At 41.6% G+C, this 26,148-nt stretch carries 20 protein-coding genes and 3 pseudogenes; 21 read left to right on the top strand and 2 right to left on the bottom strand.

Translation table 11 applies throughout. The features are described from left to right. The first annotated feature begins 710 nt into the window (after positions 1-710). The 8 genes and pseudogenes from FND36_05755 (at position 711) to FND36_05790 (ending at position 11,866) form a co-directional block, all read left to right on the top strand. Positions 711-1,064: a TnpV protein gene (locus tag FND36_05755; protein ID QDW73586.1), complete on the top strand. Its 354-nt coding sequence runs from the start codon at positions 711-713 to the stop codon at positions 1,062-1,064. Further along, a complete protein-coding gene (locus FND36_05760) occupies positions 992-5,635 on the top strand; it encodes a hypothetical protein (protein QDW73587.1) in 4,644 nt (1,547 codons plus the stop codon). Before FND36_05755 ends, FND36_05760 begins: the two co-directional genes overlap by 73 nt. A 430-nt stretch (positions 5,636-6,065) precedes the next feature. Then, positions 6,066-6,248 (top strand): annotated as a pseudogene (locus tag FND36_05765) (hypothetical protein). Next, on the top strand, positions 6,211-8,025 hold the full coding sequence (locus tag FND36_05770; protein ID QDW73588.1) for a group II intron reverse transcriptase/maturase: 1,815 nt from the start codon (positions 6,211-6,213) through the stop codon (positions 8,023-8,025). The pseudogene FND36_05765 and the gene FND36_05770 overlap by 38 nt, the downstream one beginning before the upstream one ends. After that, a complete protein-coding gene (locus FND36_05775; GenBank protein QDW73589.1) occupies positions 8,022-8,999 on the top strand; it encodes a hypothetical protein in 978 nt (325 codons plus the stop codon). Before FND36_05770 ends, FND36_05775 begins: the two co-directional genes overlap by 4 nt. After that, complete coding sequence (locus FND36_05780; GenBank protein ID QDW73590.1) at positions 8,980-9,354, top strand: TnpV protein; 375 nt, start codon at positions 8,980-8,982, stop codon at positions 9,352-9,354. The genes FND36_05775 and FND36_05780 overlap by 20 nt, the downstream gene beginning before the upstream one ends. Before the next feature lie 366 nt (positions 9,355-9,720). After that, positions 9,721-11,641, top strand: a pseudogene (gene tet(O) / locus FND36_05785) (tetracycline resistance ribosomal protection protein Tet(O)). Positions 11,642-11,692: 51 nt separating this feature from the next. Next, entirely contained in the window at positions 11,693-11,866 is a 174-nt protein-coding gene (locus tag FND36_05790; protein QDW73591.1) for a conjugal transfer protein, read from the top strand. On the opposite strand, the pseudogene FND36_05795 reads toward FND36_05790, so the two are convergent. After that, a pseudogene (locus FND36_05795) lies at positions 11,863-12,088 on the bottom strand (hypothetical protein). The gene FND36_05790 and the pseudogene FND36_05795 sit on opposite strands and share 4 nt — an antisense overlap. A gap of 71 nt (positions 12,089-12,159) precedes the next feature. Here FND36_05795 and FND36_05800 point away from each other — a divergent pair. From FND36_05800 to FND36_05830, 7 genes are all read left to right on the top strand, one after another. Further along, positions 12,160-12,360 carry a hypothetical protein gene (locus FND36_05800; protein QDW73592.1) on the top strand — a complete coding sequence of 67 codons (201 nt, stop codon included), beginning with the start codon at positions 12,160-12,162 and terminating at the stop codon, positions 12,358-12,360. Continuing rightward, entirely contained in the window at positions 12,354-12,911 is a 558-nt protein-coding gene (locus FND36_05805; GenBank protein QDW73593.1) for a sigma-70 family RNA polymerase sigma factor, read from the top strand. The genes FND36_05800 and FND36_05805 overlap by 7 nt, the downstream gene beginning before the upstream one ends. Beyond that, positions 12,889-13,077 carry a hypothetical protein gene (locus FND36_05810; GenBank protein ID QDW73594.1) on the top strand — a complete coding sequence of 63 codons (189 nt, stop codon included), beginning with the start codon at positions 12,889-12,891 and terminating at the stop codon, positions 13,075-13,077. Before FND36_05805 ends, FND36_05810 begins: the two co-directional genes overlap by 23 nt. Before the next feature lie 166 nt (positions 13,078-13,243). Next, entirely contained in the window at positions 13,244-13,336 is a 93-nt protein-coding gene (locus FND36_05815; GenBank protein ID QDW73595.1) for a GNAT family N-acetyltransferase, read from the top strand. 211 nt (positions 13,337-13,547) lie between these two features. After that, a complete protein-coding gene (locus FND36_05820) occupies positions 13,548-14,519 on the top strand; it encodes a DUF3991 domain-containing protein (protein QDW73596.1) in 972 nt (323 codons plus the stop codon). A gap of 14 nt (positions 14,520-14,533) precedes the next feature. After that, positions 14,534-14,938 (top strand): hypothetical protein, encoded by a 405-nt coding sequence (locus FND36_05825; protein ID QDW73597.1) that lies wholly within the window; start codon positions 14,534-14,536, stop codon positions 14,936-14,938. Positions 14,939-15,221: 283 nt separating this feature from the next. Then, positions 15,222-16,418: an IS256 family transposase gene (locus FND36_05830; protein ID QDW73598.1), complete on the top strand. Its 1,197-nt coding sequence runs from the start codon at positions 15,222-15,224 to the stop codon at positions 16,416-16,418. A gap of 1,184 nt (positions 16,419-17,602) precedes the next feature. Here FND36_05830 and FND36_05835 read toward each other — a convergent pair. Beyond that, positions 17,603-17,827, bottom strand: coding sequence for a tyrosine-type recombinase/integrase (locus FND36_05835; protein QDW75548.1), 225 nt, complete (start codon positions 17,825-17,827; stop codon positions 17,603-17,605). Between the two features lie 479 nt (positions 17,828-18,306). On the opposite strand from FND36_05835, the gene FND36_05840 reads away from it, so the two are divergent. From FND36_05840 to FND36_05865, 6 genes are all read left to right on the top strand, one after another. Beyond that, positions 18,307-19,407, top strand: a complete 1,101-nt coding sequence (locus FND36_05840; protein QDW73599.1) for a hypothetical protein — start codon at positions 18,307-18,309, stop codon at positions 19,405-19,407. Beyond that, entirely contained in the window at positions 19,404-20,603 is a 1,200-nt protein-coding gene (locus FND36_05845) for a hypothetical protein (protein QDW73600.1), read from the top strand. Before FND36_05840 ends, FND36_05845 begins: the two co-directional genes overlap by 4 nt. Positions 20,604-21,186: 583 nt before the next feature. Next, positions 21,187-21,621 (top strand): helix-turn-helix transcriptional regulator, encoded by a 435-nt coding sequence (locus FND36_05850; protein QDW73601.1) that lies wholly within the window; start codon positions 21,187-21,189, stop codon positions 21,619-21,621. Beyond that, on the top strand, positions 21,575-23,593 hold the full coding sequence (locus tag FND36_05855) for an N-6 DNA methylase (GenBank protein ID QDW73602.1): 2,019 nt from the start codon (positions 21,575-21,577) through the stop codon (positions 23,591-23,593). Before FND36_05850 ends, FND36_05855 begins: the two co-directional genes overlap by 47 nt. A 44-nt stretch (positions 23,594-23,637) precedes the next feature. After that, a complete protein-coding gene (locus FND36_05860) occupies positions 23,638-25,059 on the top strand; it encodes a hypothetical protein (protein QDW73603.1) in 1,422 nt (473 codons plus the stop codon). Further along, on the top strand, positions 25,056-26,126 hold the full coding sequence (locus tag FND36_05865) for a hypothetical protein (protein ID QDW73604.1): 1,071 nt from the start codon (positions 25,056-25,058) through the stop codon (positions 26,124-26,126). Before FND36_05860 ends, FND36_05865 begins: the two co-directional genes overlap by 4 nt. The last annotated feature ends 22 nt before the right edge of the window (positions 26,127-26,148 follow it).

A 26,148-nucleotide genomic window follows, 5' to 3' on the forward strand; every position in this document is an offset into this window, starting at 1 on the left:
ACAGCGCCCGGAGGCGTCCGCAGTGCTGGCTATGAAAACATGGAATGAAAAGTTTGGACGGTGGGTAAAACGGGACTCCAAAGGAATAGCAGTTTTTGACAAAGACAGTCCCTCACTGAGATTAAAATACTATTATGATGTGTCAGATACGCAGGAAGTACGTTACCGACGTCTGCTCCGGCCTGTACCATTGTGGGAAATATCGGAAGAATATCAGCCGGATGTGCAGGAAACCCTTGCCAATGCTTTTGGTGTGGACGAGACAGTGACAGGATTTGCAGAAACCATATTGGAGGCAGCAAAGATTGCAGCAGAAGATAACCTTGCAGATTATCTTCCGGATCTGATATCAGAAAGAAAAGGAAGTTATCTGGAAGAGGTGGACGAGTACAACGTGGAGGTGGAGGCACGACAGCTTTTAGCGGTCAGTGTTGCCTACATGGTTATGGTACGGTGCGGTGTGGATACAGATCTATATCTGGAAACAGAGGACTTCCGGAACATTACGGATTTTAATACGCCGGAAATGGTCAATCTGTTTGGTGTTGCGGCCAGTGATGTGTCAGAAATGGCATTATCTGAGATTTCCGATACTGTCAATAAGCTGAGAAAAGCAGAGAGAAAGAAAAATCGCACCTTTGCCGGGAGAGAGGCAGACCGATATAATGAAAGCGAAAACAGAGAACAGATTACAGAAAGGGGCGTTACACATGAGAGCGATCACATACAGCAGACAGGGCGATTATCTTCTTCCGGATCTGACCGTACCGAACGAACCGGAAGTACACCGTGGGAAGTACGCTTCCCTGCGCCAGACCTATCTGAAAGAACACCGATACGGGATGTTTCTGAACCTGTTGACGAGGGGAGAACTGAACAGCCATCTGAACGAGGTGCAGAGAGAAGCACAGGAGCGGATGGGAGTTCTGACAGAACAGATGAAAGCAGCTCAGGGCGTGACGGAGGAACTGAAAGCGAAAGACCAGATGGCGTGGGTACAGCAGATGAACAATATCCGGCAGGCGGCGGAAGAGATCGTGATGAAAGAACTGATTTACAGCTAACCGAGCAGGAACCGCAGTTAAAAGATGATGAAGATAAAAGGCAGGAACTGATTACAGAGCCACAGCCAACGGTGGCAGAACAACAGTCATTTTTAGAAGAATTGGCAGGAGAGCAGTCTCCTGCTTTTTCTATGCCACAGGAAATCATCGACTATGCGTTGCAATCCGGTTCTTCCTTTGAACATGGAAAATACAGAATTTACGCCTATTTTCTGCAAGAACACAGCAATAAGGAAAAAGCAGAATTTTTAAAGCAGGAATATGGGATGGGAGGATCTGTAACTGATTATTTAGGAGAAAGTTTTCGCCAGGATACAAATGCGAAAGGTTATACCATCCAGTGGAAGAATTATGAGACTACTCTGAAATGGACAGTGGTTGCAAAGCGGATCAATGAGCTGATCGCTATCGGACGATATATGAGCAAACGGGAGATGGAATATCTTCCGGAATATGAAAAAGACGTTCTGGCAAGGGATATTCATATTTTTTTCCGGGATCAGCCGGAAACTTTTTTACGTCCATATCCGTATGGCTCAGATTATTATAGAGCTATCGAACAGATCCGTCCGCAGCTTGATGATCCCAAACAGGTAAAAGAAATCCTTTCCATGATGGAGGAGGTACTTGCGGGAACCGCAGATTATGATCGGCGTTACCCGTCTATGCAACAGACATATCAAGACGTTGCGGATTACCGGGACGGAGTATTCAGTTTGTTTTCCCCCATACCAGCCGAAAGAGAAAACATGCAGGCTCCTCTGGAGCCTGTTCCGGCGCAGAGCCGGGAGGAGATACTTGCCAGACGTCTCAATACGTTTTACCAGGCGTATGACTGGTATAAATACCAGGATACGCTTGAGGCAGGAGAGGCACAGGAGGATGTACTGCGTCAGTTGCAGGAACAGTTGGCTGATCCTCAGTTAGTACGGGGAATACACCGCTTTCTGATCAGTGTCCGGGAAGAGATGGATACGGAGGATGAAAACTATGCCGAAGTGTCTGAGCTGATTGCCGAGATCGCGGATTTGCCTGCCATGAATCCGCCTTATGACCTGCAGGTGGATACGATTGTCACGATAGGAACAAAGGATTATTCCATTGATTTCATATCCGATGAGATGGTGGTTCTGCGTGATCAGATGTATCCGCTTTTTACTGAGGAAATGCAGCGGGAGGTGTTTGACCGCCGGATACGGGAAAATCCTGCTAACGATCATTTGAAGGCAGATAAAAAAAATTCTGAGGAACCTGCCGAAAAGAACAAAGAGGAACTGGATCTACCAGAGGAAACCGTGCAGGAGAGCGAATTTACCAGAGTTATACCGGAAGAAAATCCCTTTGAAAAGAAGCCGGAAGAACTTCTGGAAGATCTGGCTCCGGCATGGACACAGAAGAAACCTACCAGGAGGGTAAGAAGATTTGATCTGCACCCGGAGATCACGCAGGAGAGCCGCAACCAGTATCAGATCAAGGATGAGCATTTAGGGGAGGGAACAGCAAAAGAAAAGTTCCGTGCAAACCTCATGGTAATCCAGTTATTAAAGAAGTGTGAGGAGGAAAACCGCTTTGCCACGCCGGAGGAACAGGAAATCCTTGCCGGATATGTGGGGTGGGGCGGACTCTCTGACGCTTTTGACGAAACAAAATCTTCATGGTCAACCGAGTATCTGGAATTAAAGACCGTGCTGTCTGAGGAAGAATATACCGCAGCGAGACAGTCCACGCTGACTGCTTTTTATACACCGCCTGCGATCATCAGTGCTATGTATCAGGCTTTGGAGAACATGGGACTGAAATCCGGAAATATTCTGGAGCCAAGCTGCGGTACAGGTAATTTTATCGGACGCAAACCGGAGAGTCTGTCAGACTGTAAGGTATATGGTGTGGAGATTGACAGTATATCTGCCCGGATCGCACAGCAGTTATACCAGAAGTCCACGATTGCCGCACAGGGGTTCGAGGAGGCAGACCTGCCAGACAGCTTTTTTGATGTAGTAATCGGTAATGTGCCTTTTGGAAGTTATAAGGTACTGGACAGAAAATATGATAAGTATAACTTTCTGATCCACGACTATTTTATCGCCAAGTCGATTGACAAGACGAGGCCGAAGGGTGTACTTGCGTTGATCACATCCAACGGGATCAGTGGCGGAACAATGGATAAGCGGGATGACCGGGTGCGTCGGCATATTGCTCAGCGGTGCGATCTGTTGGGAGCGATCCGACTGCCGAACAACGCTTTTCTGCAGAACGCCGGAACAGAAATCAATACGGACATTCTCTTTTTTCAGAAAAGGGAGACACCGAGAGATTTGAGCGTGGATCTGCCGGAATGGGTGGAAGTAGAGCGTCTTTACGAGAATGACCATGTGAATGAACAGGGCGAGAGCCGGCACCGGGTGGTCAGCATAAATCCTTATTTTCAGCAGCACCCGGAGATGGTACTGGGAGAGCAGAAAATTGTATCCGGGCCTTATGGCCCGCAGCTTATATGCAAACCCTATCCGGACAGGGAATTAAAGGAACTTCTTGAACAGGCAGTAGAAAACCTAGAGGCGGAAATCACAGACTATGAGGTGGAAGAACTGGTGGAGGAAGAAGATCATTCGATTCCAGCCGATCCGTCTGTGGCGAACTTTTCCTATACAATCTATGATGGGAATATCTATTACCGGGAAAACAGCCGCATGAAACCTGTGGAACTGTCCGTGACAGCTCAGAACCGTGTGAAAGGTATGATTGCCATCCGGGACTGTACCAGAGATCTGATAGCTTTCCAGACCGAAGGGTATCCAGATCAAGAGATTGAAGAACAGCAAAAGAAACTAAATGCTCTGTATGATCTGTTTCAGAAAAAGTATGGCTTGTTAAATTCCAGAGCCAATAGTATAGCATTTTCCGATGACAGCAGCTATCCGCTTCTCTGCTCCCTTGAGATTATGGGAGAGGACGGTACACTGGAGCGGAAAGCAGATATGTTTACCAAACGTACGATAAAGCCTCATGAGACGGTAACGAAAGTGGATACCGCAAGTGAGGCTTTATCTCTGTCCCTTTCTGAGAAAGCCTGCGTGGACATGGACTATCTTTGTTCCTTGACTGGGAAAAGCGCAGAGGAAGTGGAGCAGGAACTAAAAGGTGTGATCTTCCGCCTTCCGGAATATGAGGGGATGGAACAGCCCCGGTTTGTGTCGGAGGATGAGTATCTGTCCGGCAACGTGCGTAAGAAACTGCGGGCGGCAAAACTTGCGGCTGAGATATCCGAGGTCTATCAAAGTAATGTAGAGGCATTGGAAAAAGTACAGCCGAAAGATCTGACTGCCTCAGAAATCAGTGTGCGTCTTGGTGCTACATGGATACCAGAGGAAGATATAGCAGAGTTCATGTTTGAACTCTTGCAGACGCCAAACTATTCCCAGTGGAAGATTAAAGTTCATTTTTCCCGGCATACCGGAGATTGGAATGTCGAGGGAAAAAGTGTAGACAGGGGAAATCCACGTGCAAATAATACCTATGGTACGAACCGGGTAAACGCCTACAAAATCATCGAGGATAGTCTGAATTTGCGTGATACCCGTGTGTATGACTATGTGGAAGATGAAGAAGGCAGGCGCAAGCCGATCCTCAATCAAAAGGAAACCGCCATTGCACAGGGAAAACAGGACTTGATCAAACAGGCATTCCAGGAGTGGATCTGGAAAGATCCAGAGCGCAGGCAGCGTCTTACCAGAGATTATAACGAGCGTTTCAATGCCATCCGGCCACGGGAATATGACGGGAGCCATCTTCATTTCTATGGCATGAACCCGGAAATTTCCCTGCGGAAACATCAGAAAGACGGAGTGGCCCGGATCATCTATGGCGGGAACACCTTATTGGCCTACGTGGTAGGGGCGGGGAAAACTTATACAATGGTGGCGGCGGCTATGGAATGTAAGCGGTTGGGCCTGTGTAATAAATCTATGATTGTGGTGCCAAATCATATCATCGAGCAGTTTGCCGCTGAATGGTTACAGCTTTATCCGGCAGCCAATATTTTAGTGGCTACGAAGAAAGACTTTGAAAAAAAGAACAGAAAGAAGTTCTGTGGGAGAATCGCCACCAGTGATATTGACGCTGTAATTATTGGTCATTCCCAGTTTGAGAAAATCCCTTTAAGCCTGGAGCGACAGGAGCGTATGTTGGAGGCGGAGATTGATGAGATTGTGGAAGGAATTGCCGAGGCGAAGCGGATACAGGGGAGCCGATTTACAATTAAACAGATGGAGCGGACAAAAAAGACATTGGAGACGAGACTGAAACGACTCCATGACCAGAGCCGGAAGGATGACATGATCACTTTTGAGGAACTGGGCGTTGACCGTCTGTTTGTGGATGAGGCAGATGGCTACAAAAATCTCTATCTTACAACTAAGATGAGAAATGTGGGAGGGATTGCGCAGACGGAGGCACAGAAATCGTCTGACATGTATATGAAATGCCGCTATCTGGATGAGGTTACTGGGGGAAAAGGAGTGATCTTCTCCACGGGAACCCCGGTAAGCAATTCGATGGTGGTGCGCCCGTAAGGGGCTGTAATAATCTTACCTTGAGCAAGTAATAGGGCAAGGTATCAAAGCGGAATAATCCGCACCCTATCGTCACCCGACTTATCCAAAAGGGGAAACCCGATGGGGAGTGTAGCATGTCGGAGGGCACGAAACACGGAAACTTCCAAAGTGTTTGCGTGGTAGTGGCGAAAAGTTATGAATAAGGATGAAAGCTAAACTGCCTGAATGACAGTCGGAGATTGGGCAAAATGTTGCTCCATGCGTAAGGAAGTTATACTCGCATGTACTCTGGTGGATATGAGTCGGCCATGCGTATCCACAAGATACCCAGAGTAAATCAGCCATAGGATAATGGAAAACGACGAACGTCACATCCGAAATCATAACAGGCTTATGTTATTACAGTTCTAAACGGGGATTGCCTAAGGTAAAATGCCGAAAATCGGCTATGAGTGCTATGAGAAAAGTGACTCTGAATATTTACTATGGCAACAGAGTCTCCGTAGTAGTCCGAGGACGGGAAAGCCGTCCACATGGCGAAGGGAGACAGTCTTTCTTCAATACAAATAATAAGGAAAGGTGCGTGAGGCATTATGAGAAGTCCCGAAAATGTATTGAAAAGTTTAAGTGAAAAAGCAAAAAACAAAGAGTACAGGTACGAGAGATTATACCGTAACCTGTACAACCCAGAGTTCTATCTGCTTGCATACCAGAATATTGCGACCTCTCAGGGGAGCATGACGGCAGGTGCAGACGGATTCACTCTTGACGGTATGAGCATGGAGCGCATTGAAAAGCTCATTCAGAAGCTGAGAGACCACTCATACCAGCCGAACCCTGCAAGGCGTGTTTATATTGCGAAGAAAAACAGCAGTAAAAAGCGCCCATTGGGGATTCCGTCAACGGACGATAAACTGTTACAGGAAGTTGTCCGTATGATACTTGAAGCAATCTATGAGCCGACATTCTCTGATAATTCACATGGTTTCAGACCGAAAAGAAGTTGCCACACAGCGTTAAAAGAAATCGTAACGCTGTTCACTGGTGCAAAGTGGATAATCGAAGGAGACATTAAGGCTTGTTTTGACAGCTTCGACCACCATATCACAATACAGCTTTTGAGAAAGCGCATAAAAGATGAAGCGTTCATATCGCTGATGTGGAAGTTTCTAAGGGCAGGATATATGGAACAGTGGACATACCATGAAACGTACTCCGGCAGTCCACAAGGCTCCGGTGTCAGTCCGATACTTGCCAACATCTATCTGAATGAACTTGATGAGTTCATGGCAAGGATGAAAAAGAGTTTTGACAAAGGCGATACAAGAAGCCGTAAAGTCCACAAAGACCATGATAAGGTACGCTGGGCTTATCGGAAAGCGCAGAAAAATCTGGAAATAGAGCGCACAGAAGCAAACCTAGCAGCATTTAAAGAAGCAAGGAAAGTGATGTTGTCCACACCACATTTAGACGAGATGGATGAGAATTACAAAAGACTTCAATACAACCGTTACGCTGACGATTTCCTGATTTCAATAACAGGTTCAAAGCAGGATGCTGAAAATATCAAGGAACAGGTAAAGATATTTCTAAAAGACAAGCTAAATCTCACAATGTCGGAGGAGAAAACTCACGTTACCCATTCCTCTGAAAAGGTGCGGTATCTTGGATACGACATAAGAATATCAAGAAGTCAGGACACAAAGCGGACGAAAAAAGGTCTGCAACGGGTGTGGTATGGAAAAGTGCAGTTATATATGCCGAAAGAAAAATGGATTGCGAAACTGCACGAATACGGTGCGTTTAAAATCAAAAAAGACGAAAACGGCAAAGAGATTTGGAAGCCACTCCACAGAGGGGCGCTTATGCCATTAGACGATGTGGCAATCATCAGTAAATATAATTCTGAAATCAGAGGATTGTACAATTATTACAGGTTAGCAATCAATGTATGCAATCTGGGGAAATTTCATTCTATCATGCGTGGAAGCTGTTTAAAGACGTTGGCGGCAAAATATAATTCTTCTGTTATGAAGATGTATAAGAAATACCGTAGCGTAAAGGGCGACTTTGGCGCAGATTACAAAACCAAGAGTGGAACAAAGCGGTGTGAGTTTTACAATGAAGGATTTAGGCGTAATAACAATATCGCACCTGAATTTGTAGACATTATGCCGAAATACAGAGGGCAGATAAAACCGAATAGTCTTGCAGGACGTTTAAAAAGCGGACAATGCGAGATGTGCGGAGCAAACCCCGTGAAAGTGTATATGCACCATGTAAAGCGCTTAAAAGATTTGAACGCTGATAATGAATTTGATGAACTGATGTTACTGAAAAGGCGGAAGTCATTGGCTCTCTGCCCGAAATGCTACGAAGAAGCAAAGACAAAATCACTTAAACTATGAAAGATGGCGAGCCGTGTACATCGAGAGGTGTAAGCACGGTTCTGGAGGGGGTTACGCCAAGACCACGGACGAAAGGAAGTATGGCGTGGCGTTTCCTACCTTATGAACTCTATACCATGCAGCGCTATCTCCAGTATGGCACTCTGGTAGAGAAGAATTTACAACACTTTGACGCATGGGCGTCCACTTTTGGGGAGACAGTGACAGCTCTGGAGATTGCTCCGGAAGGAAATGGATACCGATTAAAGACACGGTTTGCCCGGTTCTATAACCTGCCGGAACTTATGCAGATGTTCCGGGAAGTAGCAGACATCCAGACAGCGGATATGCTGAAACTTCCCGTGCCGGAGGCAGAGTACCGAGTTGTGAAAGTGGAACCAACGGAGTTACAGACGGAAATGGTAGAAGAACTTGGAAACCGGGCAGAGCAGGTACGCAACGGATCAGTGAATCCACGGGAGGACAATATGCTTAAGATTACTAATGACGGTAGGAAACTGGCACTTGACCAGAGATTATCTAATCCCTTGCTGCCGGATGATCCGGGGAGCAAAGTCAATGCCTGCGTGGAGGAAATCTGCCGACATTGGAAGGAGGGAAAAGAGAAAAAGCTGACGCAGTTGGTATTCTGTGATCTGTCTACACCAAAAACAGATGGAACATTCAGCGTGTATAATGACATCCGGGACAAAATACTTGCGAGGGGAATCCCGTTAGAGGAAATTGCCTTTATCCATGACGCTAACACAGATGTGCGGAAGAAAGAGTTGTTTTCCAAAGTCCGGCGAGGAGCTGTCCGTATCCTTATGGGCAGTACGTTTAAGATGGGAGCCGGAACGAATGTACAGGATCTGATCATCGCCAGTCATGATCTGGACTGTCCGTGGCGGCCCCGTGATGTAGGACGGATTTTGCGGACATTCAAAATAAAAAAGAATGTGGAGGTAACAGACAATGGCAAAATCATTATTTGAGGAACTGGGCGGCAAATACGAAAGGCAAGGGGATTATTTGATACCGTGCTTAACTGTACCCGCCGAAGAAGAACAGGCAATAGGCATCTGGGGGCAACGGCATTTAGATTATCTAAAACAGTACCGTAAAGTTACATACACCAATCTTCTTACAAGCGGCAGGCTAAACGCCTACCTTGCCGACATCAACAGACAGGCACAGGAACGCTTTGAAAGGCTCATAGAGGGTATGAAACAGGCACAGGGCATAACGGAACAGCTAAAGGCAGAAAACGCCTTAGAATGGACAGGATGCCTCAATAACATAAGGGCTTGTGCGAGGGAGATTGTGGAAAAGGAAATTATTTTTGCATAAACAGATGATTAGTGGCAGGGGGAAATCCTGCCGCTTTTTCTGCTTTAGTTTGTCAGCTTGACAAATAAAGGGTTAAGGAATATAATTAGATTCAGTATTATACAAGGAGTTAATAAATATGCGGCAAGGTATTCTTAAATAAACTGTCAATTTGATAGTGGGAACAAAAAGTAGCAGTCCCGTTTCACTTTTAATATGGGGCTTAGTTTTTTGTACCCAGTTTAAGAATACTTTTATCATGTAATTTTATATGCCCGAAAACATATAAGTGTTTTGGGGCTATTGGAGTTATTTACCCAGTGATAGGAGTATTTATCACTGGGTATTTTTATGCCCTTTTTTGGGTGTTGATAGGAGGAAAATCACATGAAAATAATTAACTTAGGCATTCTGGCTCACGTTGACGCAGGAAAGACAACATTAACGGAAAGTTTATTGTATACCAGTGGTGCAATTGCAGAACTAGGGAGCGTAGATGAAGGCACAACAAGGACAGATACAATGAATTTGGAGCGTCAAAGGGGAATCACTATCCAGACAGCAGTGACATCTTTTCAGTGGGAGGATGTAAAAGTCAACATTATAGATACGCCAGGCCATATGGATTTTTTGGCGGAAGTATACCGTTCTTTATCCGTATTAGACGGAGCAGTATTATTAGTTTCTGCAAAGGATGGCATACAGGCACAGACCCGTATACTGTTTCATGCACTACAGATAATGAAGATTCCGACAATTTTTTTTCATCAATAAAATTGACCAAGAGGGGATTGATTTGCCAATGGTATATCGGGAAATGAAAGCAAAGCTTTCTTCGGAAATTATAGTGAAGCAAAAGGTTGGGCAGCATCCCCATATAAATGTAACGGACAATGACGATATGGAACAGTGGGATGCGGTAATTATGGGAAACGATGAACTATTAGAGAAATATATGTCAGGGAAACCGTTTAAAATGTCAGAACTGGAACAGGAAGAAAACAGGAGATTCCAAAACGGAACGTTATTTCCCGTTTATCACGGAAGCGCTAAAAACAATCTGGGGATTCGGCAGCTTATAGAAGTAATTGCCAGTAAATTTTATTCATCAACGCCTGAAGGTCAATCTGAACTATGCGGGCAGGTTTTTAAGATTGAATATTCAGAGAAAAGGCGGCGTTTTGTTTATGTGCGTATATATAGCGGAACATTGCATTTGAGGGATGTTATTAGAATATCTGAAAAAGAGAAAATAAAAATCACAGAGATGTGTGTTCCGACAAACGGTGAATTATATTCATCCGATACAGCCTGCTCTGGTGATATTGTAATTTTACCAAATGATGTTTTGCAGCTAAACAGTATTTTGGGGAACGAAATACTGTTGCCGCAGAGAAAATTTATTGAAAATCCTCTCCCTATGCTCCAAACAACGATTGCAGTAAAGAAATCTGAACAGCGGGAAATATTGCTTGGGGCACTTACAGAAATTTCAGATGGCGACCCTCTTTTAAAATATTATGTGGATACTACAACGCATGAGATTATACTTTCTTTTTTGGGGAATGTGCAGATGGAAGTCATTTGTGCCATCCTTGAGGAAAAATATCATGTGGAGGCAGAAATAAAAGAGCCTACTGTTATATATATGGAAAGACCGCTTAGAAAAGCAGAATATACCATCCACATAGAAGTCCCGCCAAATCCTTTCTGGGCTTCTGTCGGGTTGTCCATAGAGCCGCTCCCTATTGGAAGCGGAGTGCAGTATGAAAGCAGAGTTTCACTTGGATATTTAAATCAATCGTTCCAAAATGCGGTTATGGAGGGGGTTCTTTATGGCTGCGAGCAGGGGCTGTATGGATGGAAAGTGACAGACTGTAAAATCTGTTTTGAATATGGATTGTATTATAGTCCTGTAAGTACCCCCGCAGACTTTCGGCTGCTTTCCCCTATCGTATTGGAGCAGGCTTTAAAAAAAGCAGGGACAGAACTATTAGAGCCATATCTCCACTTTGAAATTTATGCACCGCAGGAATATCTCTCACGGGCGTATCATGATGCTCCAAGGTATTGTGCAGATATTGTAAGTACTCAGATAAAGAATGACGAGGTCATTCTGAAAGGAGAAATCCCTGCTAGATGTATTCAAGAATACAGGAACGATTTAACTTATTTCACAAATGGGCAGGGAGTCTGCTTGACAGAGTTAAAAGGATACCAGCCAGCTATTGGTAAATTTATTTGCCAACCCCGCCGCCCGAATAGCCGTATAGATAAGGTTCGGCATATGTTCCACAAGTTAGCTTAACAGCTTGCAAAAGTCATATAAAATGAGATTTGAAAGGATTAGAGACTAATTATGATGAAATGCGAATGGATATTGTGTCCTGTTTGTGGGAGCAAAACCCGTAATAAAATTAGGAAGGACACTGTTTTGGAGAATTATCCCCTTTATTGTCCAAAATGCAGACAAGAAAGATTGATTAAAGTTGACAACTTGAAGATAACTGTCATCAAAGAGCCAGACGCTTAAGACGCAGAGCCGATGAAATTGTGGAACAATTCACGAATCATCGGCTCTTTTTGTTTCGTATTTGAAAGAACAAACTCACCAAATAAAAAAAACGATATTCGGGTGGGTTATTTTGTTATACCCTAAATTACCCTCTGAATTTGTTTTTAAATTTGGAGGGATTTTTTTATGTCCTTTTTTCGGGCAGTTATCTATCTGCTCATACGAAGCAAAATTTATCAATACATAGCATATCAGAGAACGGCAGGAAACCAGTTAAAAAAATTTCTGCCAGTGCAACGGTACTTCTCACCTTGAAAGTAGAAGTACAATCTCCATACAATAGAATTACTATTTCCTATAACCGTAAAGGTCACAGAGCCTTTGCGGTTTTTCTTTTGTCGATTTTTGTTGGAAAGTGCCGTAGGGCTGTTTCTGATATGCGGTGTCGTTCTCCGCCTCTCCATCTGGATTTTTTACATTTCAAAAATTCAGATGGGAGGTATTTATGGTGAAATATGCACCAAGAAAGGTATATATCAGAGAAAGTGGCGGCTATGTGGAATTATCCTACACGGAGTTCTGCCGTTGCAGGGAATCCGACCAGACCTATATGGACAAGCTGTTTATCCCCATTCAAGGCTGTCTGCTTGAAGTCGTGAGGGAGCAATACACAGACTTCTACCGTGACAAGGAACGGTGGCGTTATCTGCAAAAATTAGATACAAAGAATAGACTGCTATCTCTCGACGGATTTACGGACAGCGAGGGGAATCCTCTGGACTTTATCACTGATGAAGCGGTGGACATTGCAGAAACCGTTGTCAATGCGGTCATGGTGGACAGGCTGAAAGCCGCCCTGCCTTTGCTGTCGGATAGTGAACAGGAGCTGATACAGGCAATCTTTTTTGACGGACTTTCCGAGCGTGAAGTCGGGGCGAGGTTGGGCATAACCCAGAGCGTTGTAAACAAACGCAAAGCCAGAATCCTAATAAAACTAAGAAAGATAATAGAAAATTTATATTTGTGGAGGATAAATAAAAATGTTTCAAGAATTAGGAATTAGTGCCGGCACAGCAATCATTGTATTGATTGCATTATATTTTGTTATTAAATGGGCCGTAAAAAATGGAATAAAAGAAGCTTATAAAAGTATAACTGGTAAAAAGCCATCAGAAGATTTACAACTTGAAGCACTACTGAAAAAAGAAAATGGTGAAGACAATGAATAAAATGATTGCATATTATGGGCTGATTTGACGACAGAGTTTTAACAGTATGTCTGAAGGGCTCAAGGGCAAATTAAAGATAAAATAGGCGATTGATAAACAAATACCAGTTATAGAGTTGAGAAAATCGCAAAAGATATGAAGCTTGATTTGAGATGGAACGCCTAAAATGTTATTTGTTTCAAATGAATACAGAGGACAAGGAGTAGGAAAACAGTTACTACAATATGGTGTTGAAAATTATGCAATAGGTGAACAGTGAACTTGCTGTATAGGGGAATCCATATCCATTATTGTATATGAAAAGAAATTGATCAATCCTAATTTGTTGAAATGAAAATTTCATACTGTAATATGCAATTACATAGCCGGATGGTTTTCAAAAAAAGAAGATCATCCGGCTTTTTTAATGCCCAGATATAAGAAATGAATTGTGGAATATCCGATCACGGGCAGGAAAGGAGATGAAGTTTATGCCTTATGTTGCGCCGGAAGTGGTGCAGAGAGTGAAACAGATCGACCTGCTGACTTATCTGAAAACCTATGAACCTTATGAGCTGGTGCATTTCTCTGGGAATGTTTATACCACCAGATCTCATGATAGTTTGAAGATTTCAAATGGAAAATGGATGTGGTGGAGCCGGGGGATCGGAGGCAGGAGCGCACTGGATTATCTGATCAAAGTGAGAGGATATGACTTCGTGCAGGCGGTACAGATCATAGCGGAACAGGCGGCAATCCAGCCGCCTGTTCCCATACCAGCCGAAAAGAAAACAGAGAAAAAATTGATCCTTCCAAAGCCATACCGCTATCAAACGTATGCAGTTTCCTATCTGCAGAACCGTGGGATTGATATGGAATTGATTCAGTATTGTCTGAAAACCGGACAGGTTTATGAAAGCGTGAATTATCACAACGTGGTTTTTGTGGGGAAGGATCAGAGTGGAATACCTCGTTATGCGGCTCTGCGTGGGATCGGTACAGACTTTATCGGGGAGGCGTCCGGGAGTGACAAAAATTATTCCTTTTGTATCTCGGCAGAGAGAAAATGCCGGACAGTTCATCTGTTTGAATCGGCCATTGATCTGTTATCTTATGCCACGGAGCAAAAGCTGGACGGAAATAACTGGAGAGAGGAACACTTGTTATCTCTTGCGGGCGTGTATCAGCCAGCCAAAGAAATCGAGAAAAGTAAGGTGCCGGCGGCACTGACACGCTTTCTAAGAGAACATCCGGAGGTGGATATGGTGGTCTTTCATCTGGATAATGACCAGACAGGAAGACTTGCGACACAGGCCATCCGGACAGTTCTTCCGGAGAAATATCAGACAAAAGATGAGCCGCCAAAGCAGGGAAAAGACTGTAATGACAGCCTCTGTATCCGGCTGGGAATCCGGCAGACAAAGCGGGAAAAACGGCACAGAGAAAGAAGTTTGGAACGATAGAAAGAGAGGATTTTATGAAAACAATTCACTATGATCTGCGGATCATTCACAGAAAAAAGATTGCAATAGGTGCACCCAACCAGAAGGAAATTGACCGGATTCTGCGAGATCTGATTACGTCCGGAGAGGCTTTGAACGTGGAGGGAGGCGAAGTAGTCGGCATTGTAGTTGAAGAAAAAGAGGCGAAGGATTGTCCAGGAGACTGTAATCATTGCTCATATCTTTGCCCGGAAAGCGGAGAATGCATTGTAAATGATCGGGATGACCGATGCCGTAACTGCGAGTATGGCTGCAAAAAATGTGGCACTTGCAGACTGATAGACTATGGTGTCTGCGGAGATGAGGAGTGTGAAAACTGCCACTGGCGCTGCCCGGAGTGTGGCGGATGTACTCATCCGGAGGGAGAGAAACAGCCATAACAGGTTTTCTTTGTCGGCAGGTAATGATCCGCCGGAGGCGGAAACGGAGCGCAGGTGGAGTGTGATACACAATACCAGCAAGCAAGGCTATATAAAATCATTGTGAAACAAATGGTGGACTTGTGTTGCTTATAAACCTTATTATGTTGTACGTATTAAAGGATATGTTCGATAACGTATAATTAATTTCGCAAAATCAATTTCATAAAAATAGACATGGTCTATAGCCGTTTGGTAAAATCAAGTCACCACAACTAAATCTATCAAAGGAGGCTATAGAACCATGTCTGATAAGATTATACAGCTAAATGAGGACTTAATAAAGCATGATTTAAAGGATCTTGTCCGTAACAGTGTCGAAGAAACATTAAACGCCCTGCTCGATAAGGAAGCCGACGAATTAGTCAACGCTGAAAAGTATGAGCGCTCCTCTGACCGCCAGGGATATCGTTCCGGCCATTATAAGCGAAATCTCCACACTACCGCAGGGGAAGTCGAACTGAAGGTTCCTAAACTGAAAGGGGTTCCTTTCGAGACAGCCATTATCGAAAGATATCGTCGCAGAGAATCTTCCGTGGAAGAAGCTCTTATTGAGATGTATCTGGCCGGTGTTTCTGTCCGACGCGTGGAAGATATCACCGAAGCCTTATGGGGAACGAAAGTATCCCCTGGAACCATCAGTAACCTGAATAAAAAGGCTTATGAGCATATTGAAACCTGGCGTACCCGTCCGCTTTCCGGGAACTATCCTTATGTTTACGTAGATGGTGTTTACCTGAAACGTAGCTGGGGCGGCGAGATCCAGAACGTTTCTGTTCTCGTTGCCATTGGCGTCAGTCAGGATGGCTGCCGGGAAATCCTTGGTGCTGCGGAAGGGATGAAAGAGGATCGTGAAAGCTGGCGTTCTTTCTTCGTATGGTTGAAAGAACGCGGGCTTACTGGTGTACGTTTGATCATCGGCGATAAGAATCTCAGTATGCTTGAAACCATTCCGGAAGTCTTTCCGGATGCCAGATATCAGCGCTGTACGGTTCATTTTTACAGAAATATATTTTCTGTTACCCCCCGTAACAAGATGAAAACGGTAGCGCTTATGCTCAAGGCGATCCATGCGCAGGAAAGCAAGGAAGCCGCCCGTGAAAAAGCAATCCAGGTAGCGGAGAAACTCCGTGCCATGAAGCTTGCTAAAGCTGCCAAGAAGGTAGAGGACGGGATTGAAGAAACCTTGACCTATATGGATTTTCCTACGCAGCATTGGACCCGGATCCGAACCAATAACGCTATTGAGCGCCTCAACCGTGAGATTAAACGGCGTACAAAAGCGATCGGTGCTTTTCCTGACGGGCAGAGTGCCTTGATGCTCGTATGTGCCAGACTGCGTCACGTAGCAGCAACCAGTTGGGGAGCCAGACGCTATATGAATATGGATCATCTTTTCAAAACAGAAGAGGATCTGCTGTCTGATATCATAGCCGGCTGACTACCGGCTGCTAAACGGCTAGGTTTTGATTTTGCGAAAAACTATTGACACTATCATATGTTCATACTATTGGCGATAAATACGACGAAAATGATTTATGGGCTTGTCACTAAAATGAAGAGTCTACATATGAGAATCTGATTGAATTTAATTGTTATAAACCAGTAAGTTGGGTATTGAATACAAGCAGAAAAATTATGCCCGTTGCAAATGGGATGAATATGAATTATTTAGTGGAAGTACAATTATGATTATTAGGAATGGTAAAGATTTTTGTGATATATGGGAAAAAGAATTAACCATGGATTTGATAAAGTCAGTTTAACGATTTCAGGAACATGCCATGGATCTCAATTCAATTGATTTTGAAGAAAATTATTGGCGGAAAAGTATGATGGAGAAATGGGCTTAAGGTTGTGACAAGTTACGTTGACTGTTAGGCGTGTGTGATTTTAGAGACTCATGGTATTGATTATTTAACTGTACGTGCTGAATTTGCACAAGAAGAACCTACATATTAATGTGATGGTGATGTAAAAAACAGAAATCTGGGATAAACATATTAGGTGGCATAGAGACTAAGAAATGAGACTTTCATATTATAAATAGTTAATGGCTATTTCTTATTTTTCTTTTCGTTCTGCTGTGAAAATTCACATTTGAACGTAATAATACCTAGTATTTGAATGTAAAATTTTATATTAACTTTATATTTATGAATAATTAAGGAAACTACCAAGCACAACAAACAAATTGAGAAAATAATAAAAAATGTACAAAAAACAAACATACGACTGTACCCCATTTCCTTACTCTGGCGATGTATGATTTATCCTTTGTACCTCGAAATAACTTCTTCCAAACTGTATTTTTCTTTATTATATTAATAACATGTCAATTTGTCAATAAGATATGTGATGTCAGAGTAACGCCGAAATATATAAGGTATATACAAATCTTTTTCTTTACGGAATGGAGGTAAATAGACTTGATTTCCCATGTCCGCTCTGTATCGCATAAAGTTATGTATTGTCTTCAGATAACCGTTGATTGATGCATCAGGAACATCGGTGTTTTCCAACCACTGATTGATTACTATTTGTGGGACGATTTCTTTATTGTACGATATTCCGGTAAGATATCGGTTAAACGATGCAAGCCAGTAATTATCAAGCCGGTACGTATTACATGCAAAGTTTGCCATACAGTATTCTATAAAGAACTGCATATCTTCTTAAAGCAACTATTGAATAGGATATTCCGTCATTAATCATTGATGTAGCAAGAGAGGATCTCAGGCTGTGTGGTCCATGTTTCTTTCTCGAAATATCAATCCCGGACCGGAGAATATATTTTTTTACGGCAAAAGAAACAACAGAATAGGATATTTCTGTATAAGGGCAAAAGATTTCAAGAAAACAAACTCACTCGAAGAGGCGGGGCGCTCTGATATGATATAGTCTTTCAATGCAGCTTGGATCTTTGGTATCATATATAAATCTGATGGGTTACCAGTTTTATTAACGAAAAATAGTCAAAACTGGTATTAATGAGAACGTACATATGATTATATATGCTTCGATGATCTGGATTTCTGGAAAGGCGTTTTTTCAGAAAAAGATCCATTCGGAATAATCTGCAGACACTAAAAGCGTTGAATATTTACTAAGTTGCATTCTGAGGAGTTCGCTGGGCTCCGCAGAATGCACATTGTTTCCCGAGATAAATTTACACTGCTTTTAGACTAAGCTTTTTCCCATAAAATTGTACAATGTGGTATAATAGTTATGTGGTGAAGATTTCTCGAAACAAAATATTTTGGGAAGGCTTCTTTTTTTATGAGAATATAAAATAAGCACCTAGTATTTTGCAGAATTGAGAGGAAATTATGAACGAATTAAAAAATAATATATTTTTAGAATTCAAAATATTAAGTTTCCCATATAGAAAAATGCTGACTTGTCTTTGTATTATGTCAAGTGCAATTGTGAGTTTTTATATATTGACGTATTGTCCTTCTATGGATATTAGAAAGCATCAAGTATTCTTGATCGCTGTAATGATATGGCTTATGTTGGGATTGCAACTATTATTATTATTTATGAGCTGTTTCTATGAAAAAAAATATACTGGGCAATTGAACATTGTATGTAATGCATTAGAAAAATGTAATTTCGAGACGGCAGACTACTGGATATGCGCTCAAATGTTTACGAAATTCGCCGGCCTAAAAACTAATGTAGCTGAAATAACAAAAAAATATTATTTTTTTTATTGTATTTCCAAGCTTGCTTCTATTAGTTTTAATGTAGTTACTCTTTGCCTTTTTGCATGTGTCAGAGCGGCATTTATGGATACCATGGGCTGGGGAAAACATGTGATATTTTCATTATTGCTCATAAGTATTTTGTGTTTGGAGATAATTCTTTCGTATTATATATGTTGTGAATTATATCCGGGAACTAAAGCAACAGGGATGGGATTGATAATAGGATACTCATTGTTTCTTGTATTAACACAATATATAGTTCAAATGGAAAATATTTTTGTGATTTTTGACCCAAATGTCTCAAAATTTTGGAGTGAAAGACTGGAAATAATTTCATCGTTTTCTTTTAGCACAACTTTGATTTTGATTATTTTTTCAATTATATTCTGGAGTTTTCGGAAAAAAAGAGACGGAACAGGGATTATTTGGCACAGGATAGTCTATTATGATCAATTTGTTAATGCATATTGTGGCATGGCTCAGAGTCTGTATAATATACAGAATGATGCGATGATCATGGAATATTTTGCAGATACTACTGGAAAAAGAGTGCTATCATATGAGAAACGTAAATGTATGTTTAAGCAGTATTGCATGTTTTATGAGTGCTGTAGTGAACTTACGGAGGAAATGCAAACACAGTTTGATCCTTTATTAAAATTATTTCCGCGTGAAATAATAGAAATGATGGATGAGTATTATACTGGGAGTTTTATATGATCGATTTAAAAAATGTTAAACATATCATTAAAAGCAAATTAGAAGCAGAAAGGAAAAAGATTTTTTCAAAGAAGAAAATACCAACAGAATGGAGAAGCCGGATACAAGGGGGGTTAAACATACTAATTTGTGTCCTTATAGGCCCTGTGCTGGTAGGTATTATAACATCTTGGATTTCTCGCTATTCTGGTGATGTAGAATTAAAAAAAATTCAGATAATACCTTATGAGCAAACAAATGAACAATCAATAACGGCTGATATGGAAGCAGAAGAGAATATAAACAGTTACAGTGAGTTGATAACAGATGATTGTTACAATAAAGCATGTGCAGTGCGTGCCCTTATGTATTGCGATAAACCTTTTGGTACTTATTTAAATGATGTTACAGTACAGGTGAACTCGATTGAAAAGGGCGAATTTGCTGAGGTATCCTATTTTGCTTATGTGGAGGATACAGTGGTTTGGGTCTATGCAATTAATTATGGTAATGGAGTATTTGAGTCGAGGAATATTGCCTTATATGTCGAGGAGATGGTTGGAGAGCAAAAAGATATTATTCAGGAGTATTCTTGGGAAAATGTAGAAATATCAAATGAGAAGTTGGAAGTAGATAATGATAAAAGAGCAATTGTCCATATGGAAGATTTATACGGAGGAGATGGGAAATTAATTTACTCGTTTCAATTGAATGAACATTTTTTGGAAGAATTAGAGCGGGGGAATTATTTTGGATTTTATGCGGATGATCCTTATAACAGTTATAGTGATCGAAACTGGATCGGATGGATTACTATGGAAAATGGACAGGTGCGTATCAATGGTGACGGGGGAGCAGGAGAAACAAATATTACAGAACCTGTATACATAGATGTTTCAAAAGGTGCTGACCAGAAGATTCTGTCTGCAGCCAGCGGCGCAATTAATGGATATTCCACTATTGAGCTGGTTTTAATCCCAAGTGAATCTTGTACAATCGAGTATTCCTTAGATTATGATGTTGAAGGAGAAATATTTACAACAGAAAATTATAAAACTACTTTTAATGTACCATTGTATGAGCCACCTTTAGTTCATGTAATTGCGGAATATATGAATGAAAATCATATAGAGGATTTTATTTATCAAAAGACAAACTGGAATTTGAGCCAGAAAGTAGAATATATACCTAAAGAAACAATAGATGTCATACAATAAGTACTGTAAATCTTGTTGTGAATTTGCGCCTGCTCCCTTCAAGTTTTTCCTAACATTCCTTTTCGTCACTCAGCTGGTTCCTTCATTCGTCTGGAGAGGATTGACAGCTGAAACCGAGCAGAAGGAATCATCTTCTAGGAACTGATCAACGAGGGGATGTTGTATGAAGATTTAGAAGAACTCTGATACAGCAATATTGATCCGACAGAATACGATACGATCGCCTGCAAGGATTACAAAGAAGTACTCCGTTTGTTTATAAGAAACGAGAAAAAACTTCTAACCACCACAACTGATGAACAAAAGAAATTGTTTTCCCGGTACTCGGATGCAGTGCATGAACAGCAGAACATGGCAGCGTGCGTGCTGTTCCAAAGTGGCTTTAAGCTGGTGCGGATGATGGTTGAGGTCATGACAGAATAATTTAAGCATAGAACCAGGACCGGACTTCTTTGGCGGAGTCTGGCTCTTTAAAGTTACATAAATTGAAATTCATCTACTCGATAATTGAGGACAAATCATATTGACACTAAGAATTTAGATATGGTATCATAATGTTAGTTATTAACTGACAGCTAACATTATGAAGGGAGGAATATCAATGGCTGTATCAGCTGCCGATAAGAAGAAACTTGGCAAGTGGATTAAGCAATCAAGAGAAAAGAAGCAACCGCGTCTTTCGCAGCGGCAACTGGCGTTGACTGTTGGTATCACCAATGCATCTCTCAGCTCGATTGAGAGCGGTGTGATTTTTCCCTCTGAGGAAGTGTTCCTAAAGTTATTAGAGGAACTTCAGCCGTCTCCTGAACTGCGTGAAAAAATGTTGGTCCTTTTCGCAAGCGCAAAGGGAACGCCACCACCAGACATAAACGCAGAACTCAGTAGAAAGCCCAAGCTATGGGGTCTGATAAGACAACTAATTGCAGTAGATCCCTCAGAAGAACAATTGACACAAATCGAGCAATTTATTTATGCGGCTATTTCCGCATCAGGAGGAAATAAAAATGATATTGAATGATCTTTTCAAAAATACGACATACGATGATACCCTTTTTTCTACGGAGGACAAATCCGCAGTAGAGTCACGTATTTTCATGAAGTCTGTCCGTGGTGCAGAGGTTCCTTATATCACTTGCGCAATCCGTGGTAAGGCAATTAAACTTACTCCTGAAGAAGCTGTTCGCCAACTCTATATTCATAAACTGATGAACGAATACGGATATGTGGCTAGTCGGATTCAGCTGGAAACCCCAATTCACTTTGGTCGCGAAGTAAAGCGGGCTGATATTACTATTATGGACAAAGATCGCCCGATGGTTCCCTATATCATCGTGGAGCTAAAAAAGCCTAAGCTCACTGATGGCAAGGATCAGCTGAAGTCTTACTGCAATGCTACTGGTGCGCCTATAGGTGTCTGGACAAACGGTGAACAGATTTCTTGTTACAATCGAAAAGATCCCAATTTCTTCGAGGAAATAAGCGATATTCCTAAGGCTACGCAGAAGCTTTCAGACATCATTAACGAAAAGTTCACCTATGAAGAACTGAAACGCAAGGATAAAATTAGCACTCAGAAAAAGTCCCTTCGCTCTCTGATTAAGGAGATGGAAGATGAAGTTCTGGCGAGTGCGGCCGTGGATTCCTTTGAAGAAATCTTCAAGCTCATTTTTGCCAAGCTGTATGATGAGTTAATTTGTGCCAATGACCCTACTGCCTATTTGCAGTTCCGTAACACAGGAGACACTGATTTTGAACTGAAAGAAAAGATACAGGGGCTGTTTGATGATGCCAAGAAGAAATGGGAAGGTATCTTTACGGATGAAAGCAAAATTCTACTTTCCCCATCTCACCTTGCAGTCTGTGTTGCTTCTTTGCAGGATATAAAGCTTTTTAACAACAATCTTGATGTTGTAGATGATGCTTTTGAATACCTGATGAGTAAGGCTCAGAAGGGTGAAAAAGGCCAGTATTTTACGCCTCGATATATCATTGATATGTGTGTAAAGATGATGAATCCGACAGTCAAGGATAAGATTATCGACACCGCTTGTGGCAGCTCCGGCTTTACTGTTCATAGCATTTTCAAAGTTTGGAAAGATATTCGCAGAGAAAAAGGCCTTCCTGAAGGTGATGGATTTACTGCTGCAGAACGAATTCCTGAAGAAACTAATTTTGTTAGAGACAATGTGTTTGCAATAGACTTTGATGAAAAAACTGTTCGTGTTGCTCGCACATTGAATCTGATTGCTGGTGACGGTCAGACCAATGTACTTCATCTGAATACACTGGATTATTCCCGTTGGGGTGAGACTACCAAGCAGGAAGATTGGATTGACACCTATAATGAAGGGTTTAAGAAACTGAAAAAGCTCCAACCCGCTGGTGTAAAGGATTATAGCCAGTTCCAGTTCGATCTCGTGATGGCTAATCCTCCGTTTGCTGGTGACATTAAAGAAAACACCATCATTTCTCACTATGAACTTGGAAAAAACAGTGCTGGCAAATGGCAGAACAAGGTTGGCCGTGATGTGCTGTTTATTGAACGCAATTTGAACTTTATGAAACCAGGTGGACGAATGGCTATCGTCCTGCCACAGGGACGTTTTAACAATTCGAGCGATAAATATATTCGTGAGTTTATTGCTGAACGATGCCGTATTCTTGCCGTCGTTGGATTGCACGTCAATGTATTCAAGCCTCATACCGGAACTAAGACCTCAGTTCTGTTTGTGCAGAAGTGGGATGATGTCTTGTGCCCTAAAAAGGACGATTATCCTATCTTTTTCGCCACCATGCAGAAGCCAAGCAAGGACAATTCTGGCGATAAAATTTATGTGAAGGATCCTGTTACGGGAGAAAATATTCTTGACCACCATGGGCACTTGATCGTTGACCACGACTTATATAGTCATGATGGTTTAACTCCTGAGGGCATTGCAGAAGCGTTTATTGAGTTTGCAAAAAGAGAAGGTTTGAGTTTTTTTCAATAAGCCCATCCGTTGAACCTTTCGACGAAGCCAAGTACAAGGCTTTGATGGATGGGCTGGAATGTAGTGAAGTATATCTATCAGCTTTAGAAACAGGTTATCGTTTTGATTCTGAACTTTATCAAAAACAATACATAGTTCTCAATCAATTCGCGAAAACGCATGAATGCACTACATTTAATAAAGAAGCATCACTGGTAAGTAAAGGAATTTTTAATATTAGCGCATCATGTTATGCTGAAACAGGCATTCCTTTTGTCCGTATTTCCAACATTGACAAAATGCTAATATCGAAGGAAAATATTGTATATATCCCAGAAGAAGAACATGCAAAACACAACAAAACACGGCTTGTAAAGGGAGACATTATCTTATCTAAAACTGGAGGTCCTGCTGCTGCATATGTTGATATGCCCGAATGCAATGTGTCTCAAGATACTGTTGCCATTAAATTAAAGAGCACATCAAAGATTCTTTCTGAATATACTGTGGCTTACCTTAACTGTGTATATGGCATTGCACAAATGAGAAAACGGTTTACGGGTAATGTGCAAATGCATCTTAATTTGGATGACTGCAAAAACAATGTAATTATCCCAGTTATGAGCATGCCTTTTCAGAAAATGATTTTTGGTGTTTTTCATAGGGGCTTGCAACTTCGTAATAAATCTGACCGATCTTTTGCAGATTGTGAAAAGTTATTGTCTGATGCTTTGGGATTTTCTGAAGACGATATAGTTGGTTCTAATTTGACTCAAAAAAATTACTCAGACTCGTTTGGTAAAACTGGTAGATTGGATGCTGAATATTATTCTCCAAAATACGATCTTCTATACGAACTAATAATGAGTCGAAGCAAAAAAGTAAAAACTATACATGATATTGCGATGTTTAATTCTCGAGGAAGACAGCCGAAATATGATAAATCGGGGACATTGCAAGTAATTAACAGCAAGCATATTTTGGAAAACTCTCTTGATTATGATGGTTTTGAAAAAACAACTTCCGATGCATGGGACATGTATCCTACAAGTCGTGTTATCTTCGGTGACATTTTGACTTACACAACAGGTGCAAACATTGGGCGCACAGCTGTATATCTTAGTACAGAGAAAGCAGTTGCAAGCAATCATGTAAATATCTTACGAATCAACGAGTCCTACCCGATTTATATCGCAGTTGTTATGAATTCGTTTGTCGGAAGACTCCAGACGGAAAAGCTATGTGGTGGATCTGCTCAACAGGAACTCTATCCCACACAAATCGATGAGTTTATAGTGCCTTTCGTCGATGAGAGAATTCAGATTAAAATAACAAACACCTATAAAGCAGCTGTGGAGTACAAGGGAGAATCCCAAAAGTATTTTAATTTAGCTACTCGAGCTATCGAAATTGCTATTGAACAGGGAGAAGTTGCTGCACATGCATGGCTAAACGATAAGATCCCCAATCGGGAGGTAGTACAATGATACCGGATGCAACATATAAAAATTGGAAGACGGTCACTGAAGCAGACTTCGTTTCTCTTTTTATCAAAACTTGGTTTGCGTATATCTCTACCTTGAGAACCATGTTTCCAGAAGCATATAACCGGCGTGGCGATAAAAAGTATCTGGACGCCTACAAAAAGTTTTACAGAACGGTTGGCTATAAAAAACTAATTATTGACGATAATATTATGGCATCAATTGAAAAAGTGTATGAAGAAGGTCGTAATGTTATTTTACAGAAATATCCAGAGTATTATCTGTGGGACTTTTACAATATCAATGAGAATTTCGCCTTCACATACAAACAGATCCCTCCAGATAAATCTGAATGTCTTATAGTTGGGTTTAAGATGAATAGAAACCGTGGAACGAAATGGAGCTTTATCATCACAGGATTTGTTCGACTCTTCGGAAAGTATTACGGGGAAGAATATAACGAAAACCTGAATTTTCGGTTGAATATTTCCAATATTTTGAATCGCTCGTCTGAGTACATAGCAGAGAATCCGGAAATTAGCGAGCAGGACTATTTATCATGGCTATTGAAGGAAATCAACTATGGAGTTGTTCATGAGATTGTCGAGATATTCAAAGCTATGTATGAAAAAGCAACCTATGGGAAAAGAGTGATAACAAAAATTCACGATCTTGAAAAGCAGGCTATTTCTGCAGTATGGTCTGTGTTTTCGCTCAATGCCAAAGACGAATCATTTAAGACAAAGGAAGAGATGATGCTTAACAGGGATACTTACGAAATAATTCGACAGCGCCCGTTGAATTATTTTTTATATCACAGGGATGTTGAATGGCAACCTGTTAGAGACATGACGGCCAGCGAAGAACAATGGTATAAGGACTTGTTTGAAATCCTGAAAACAAATAGCATTTTATGGTTCCTGGATTTTGTCTATCGTCTGCGTAACGCTCTTTTTCACGAAATCATTGATCCACTTGATGAAGAATGGCAGATTATTTTTAAAAATGCGTACTTGGTACTAAAAGAAGTTGTGGACATAAATATAGTGGAAATTGAAGCAAGACGCTAATGTTCTCTTCTCGTTTATGGCA

Source organism: Lachnospiraceae bacterium KGMB03038, assembly GCA_007361935.1.
Lineage (GTDB): Bacteria > Bacillota > Clostridia > Lachnospirales > Lachnospiraceae > Massilistercora.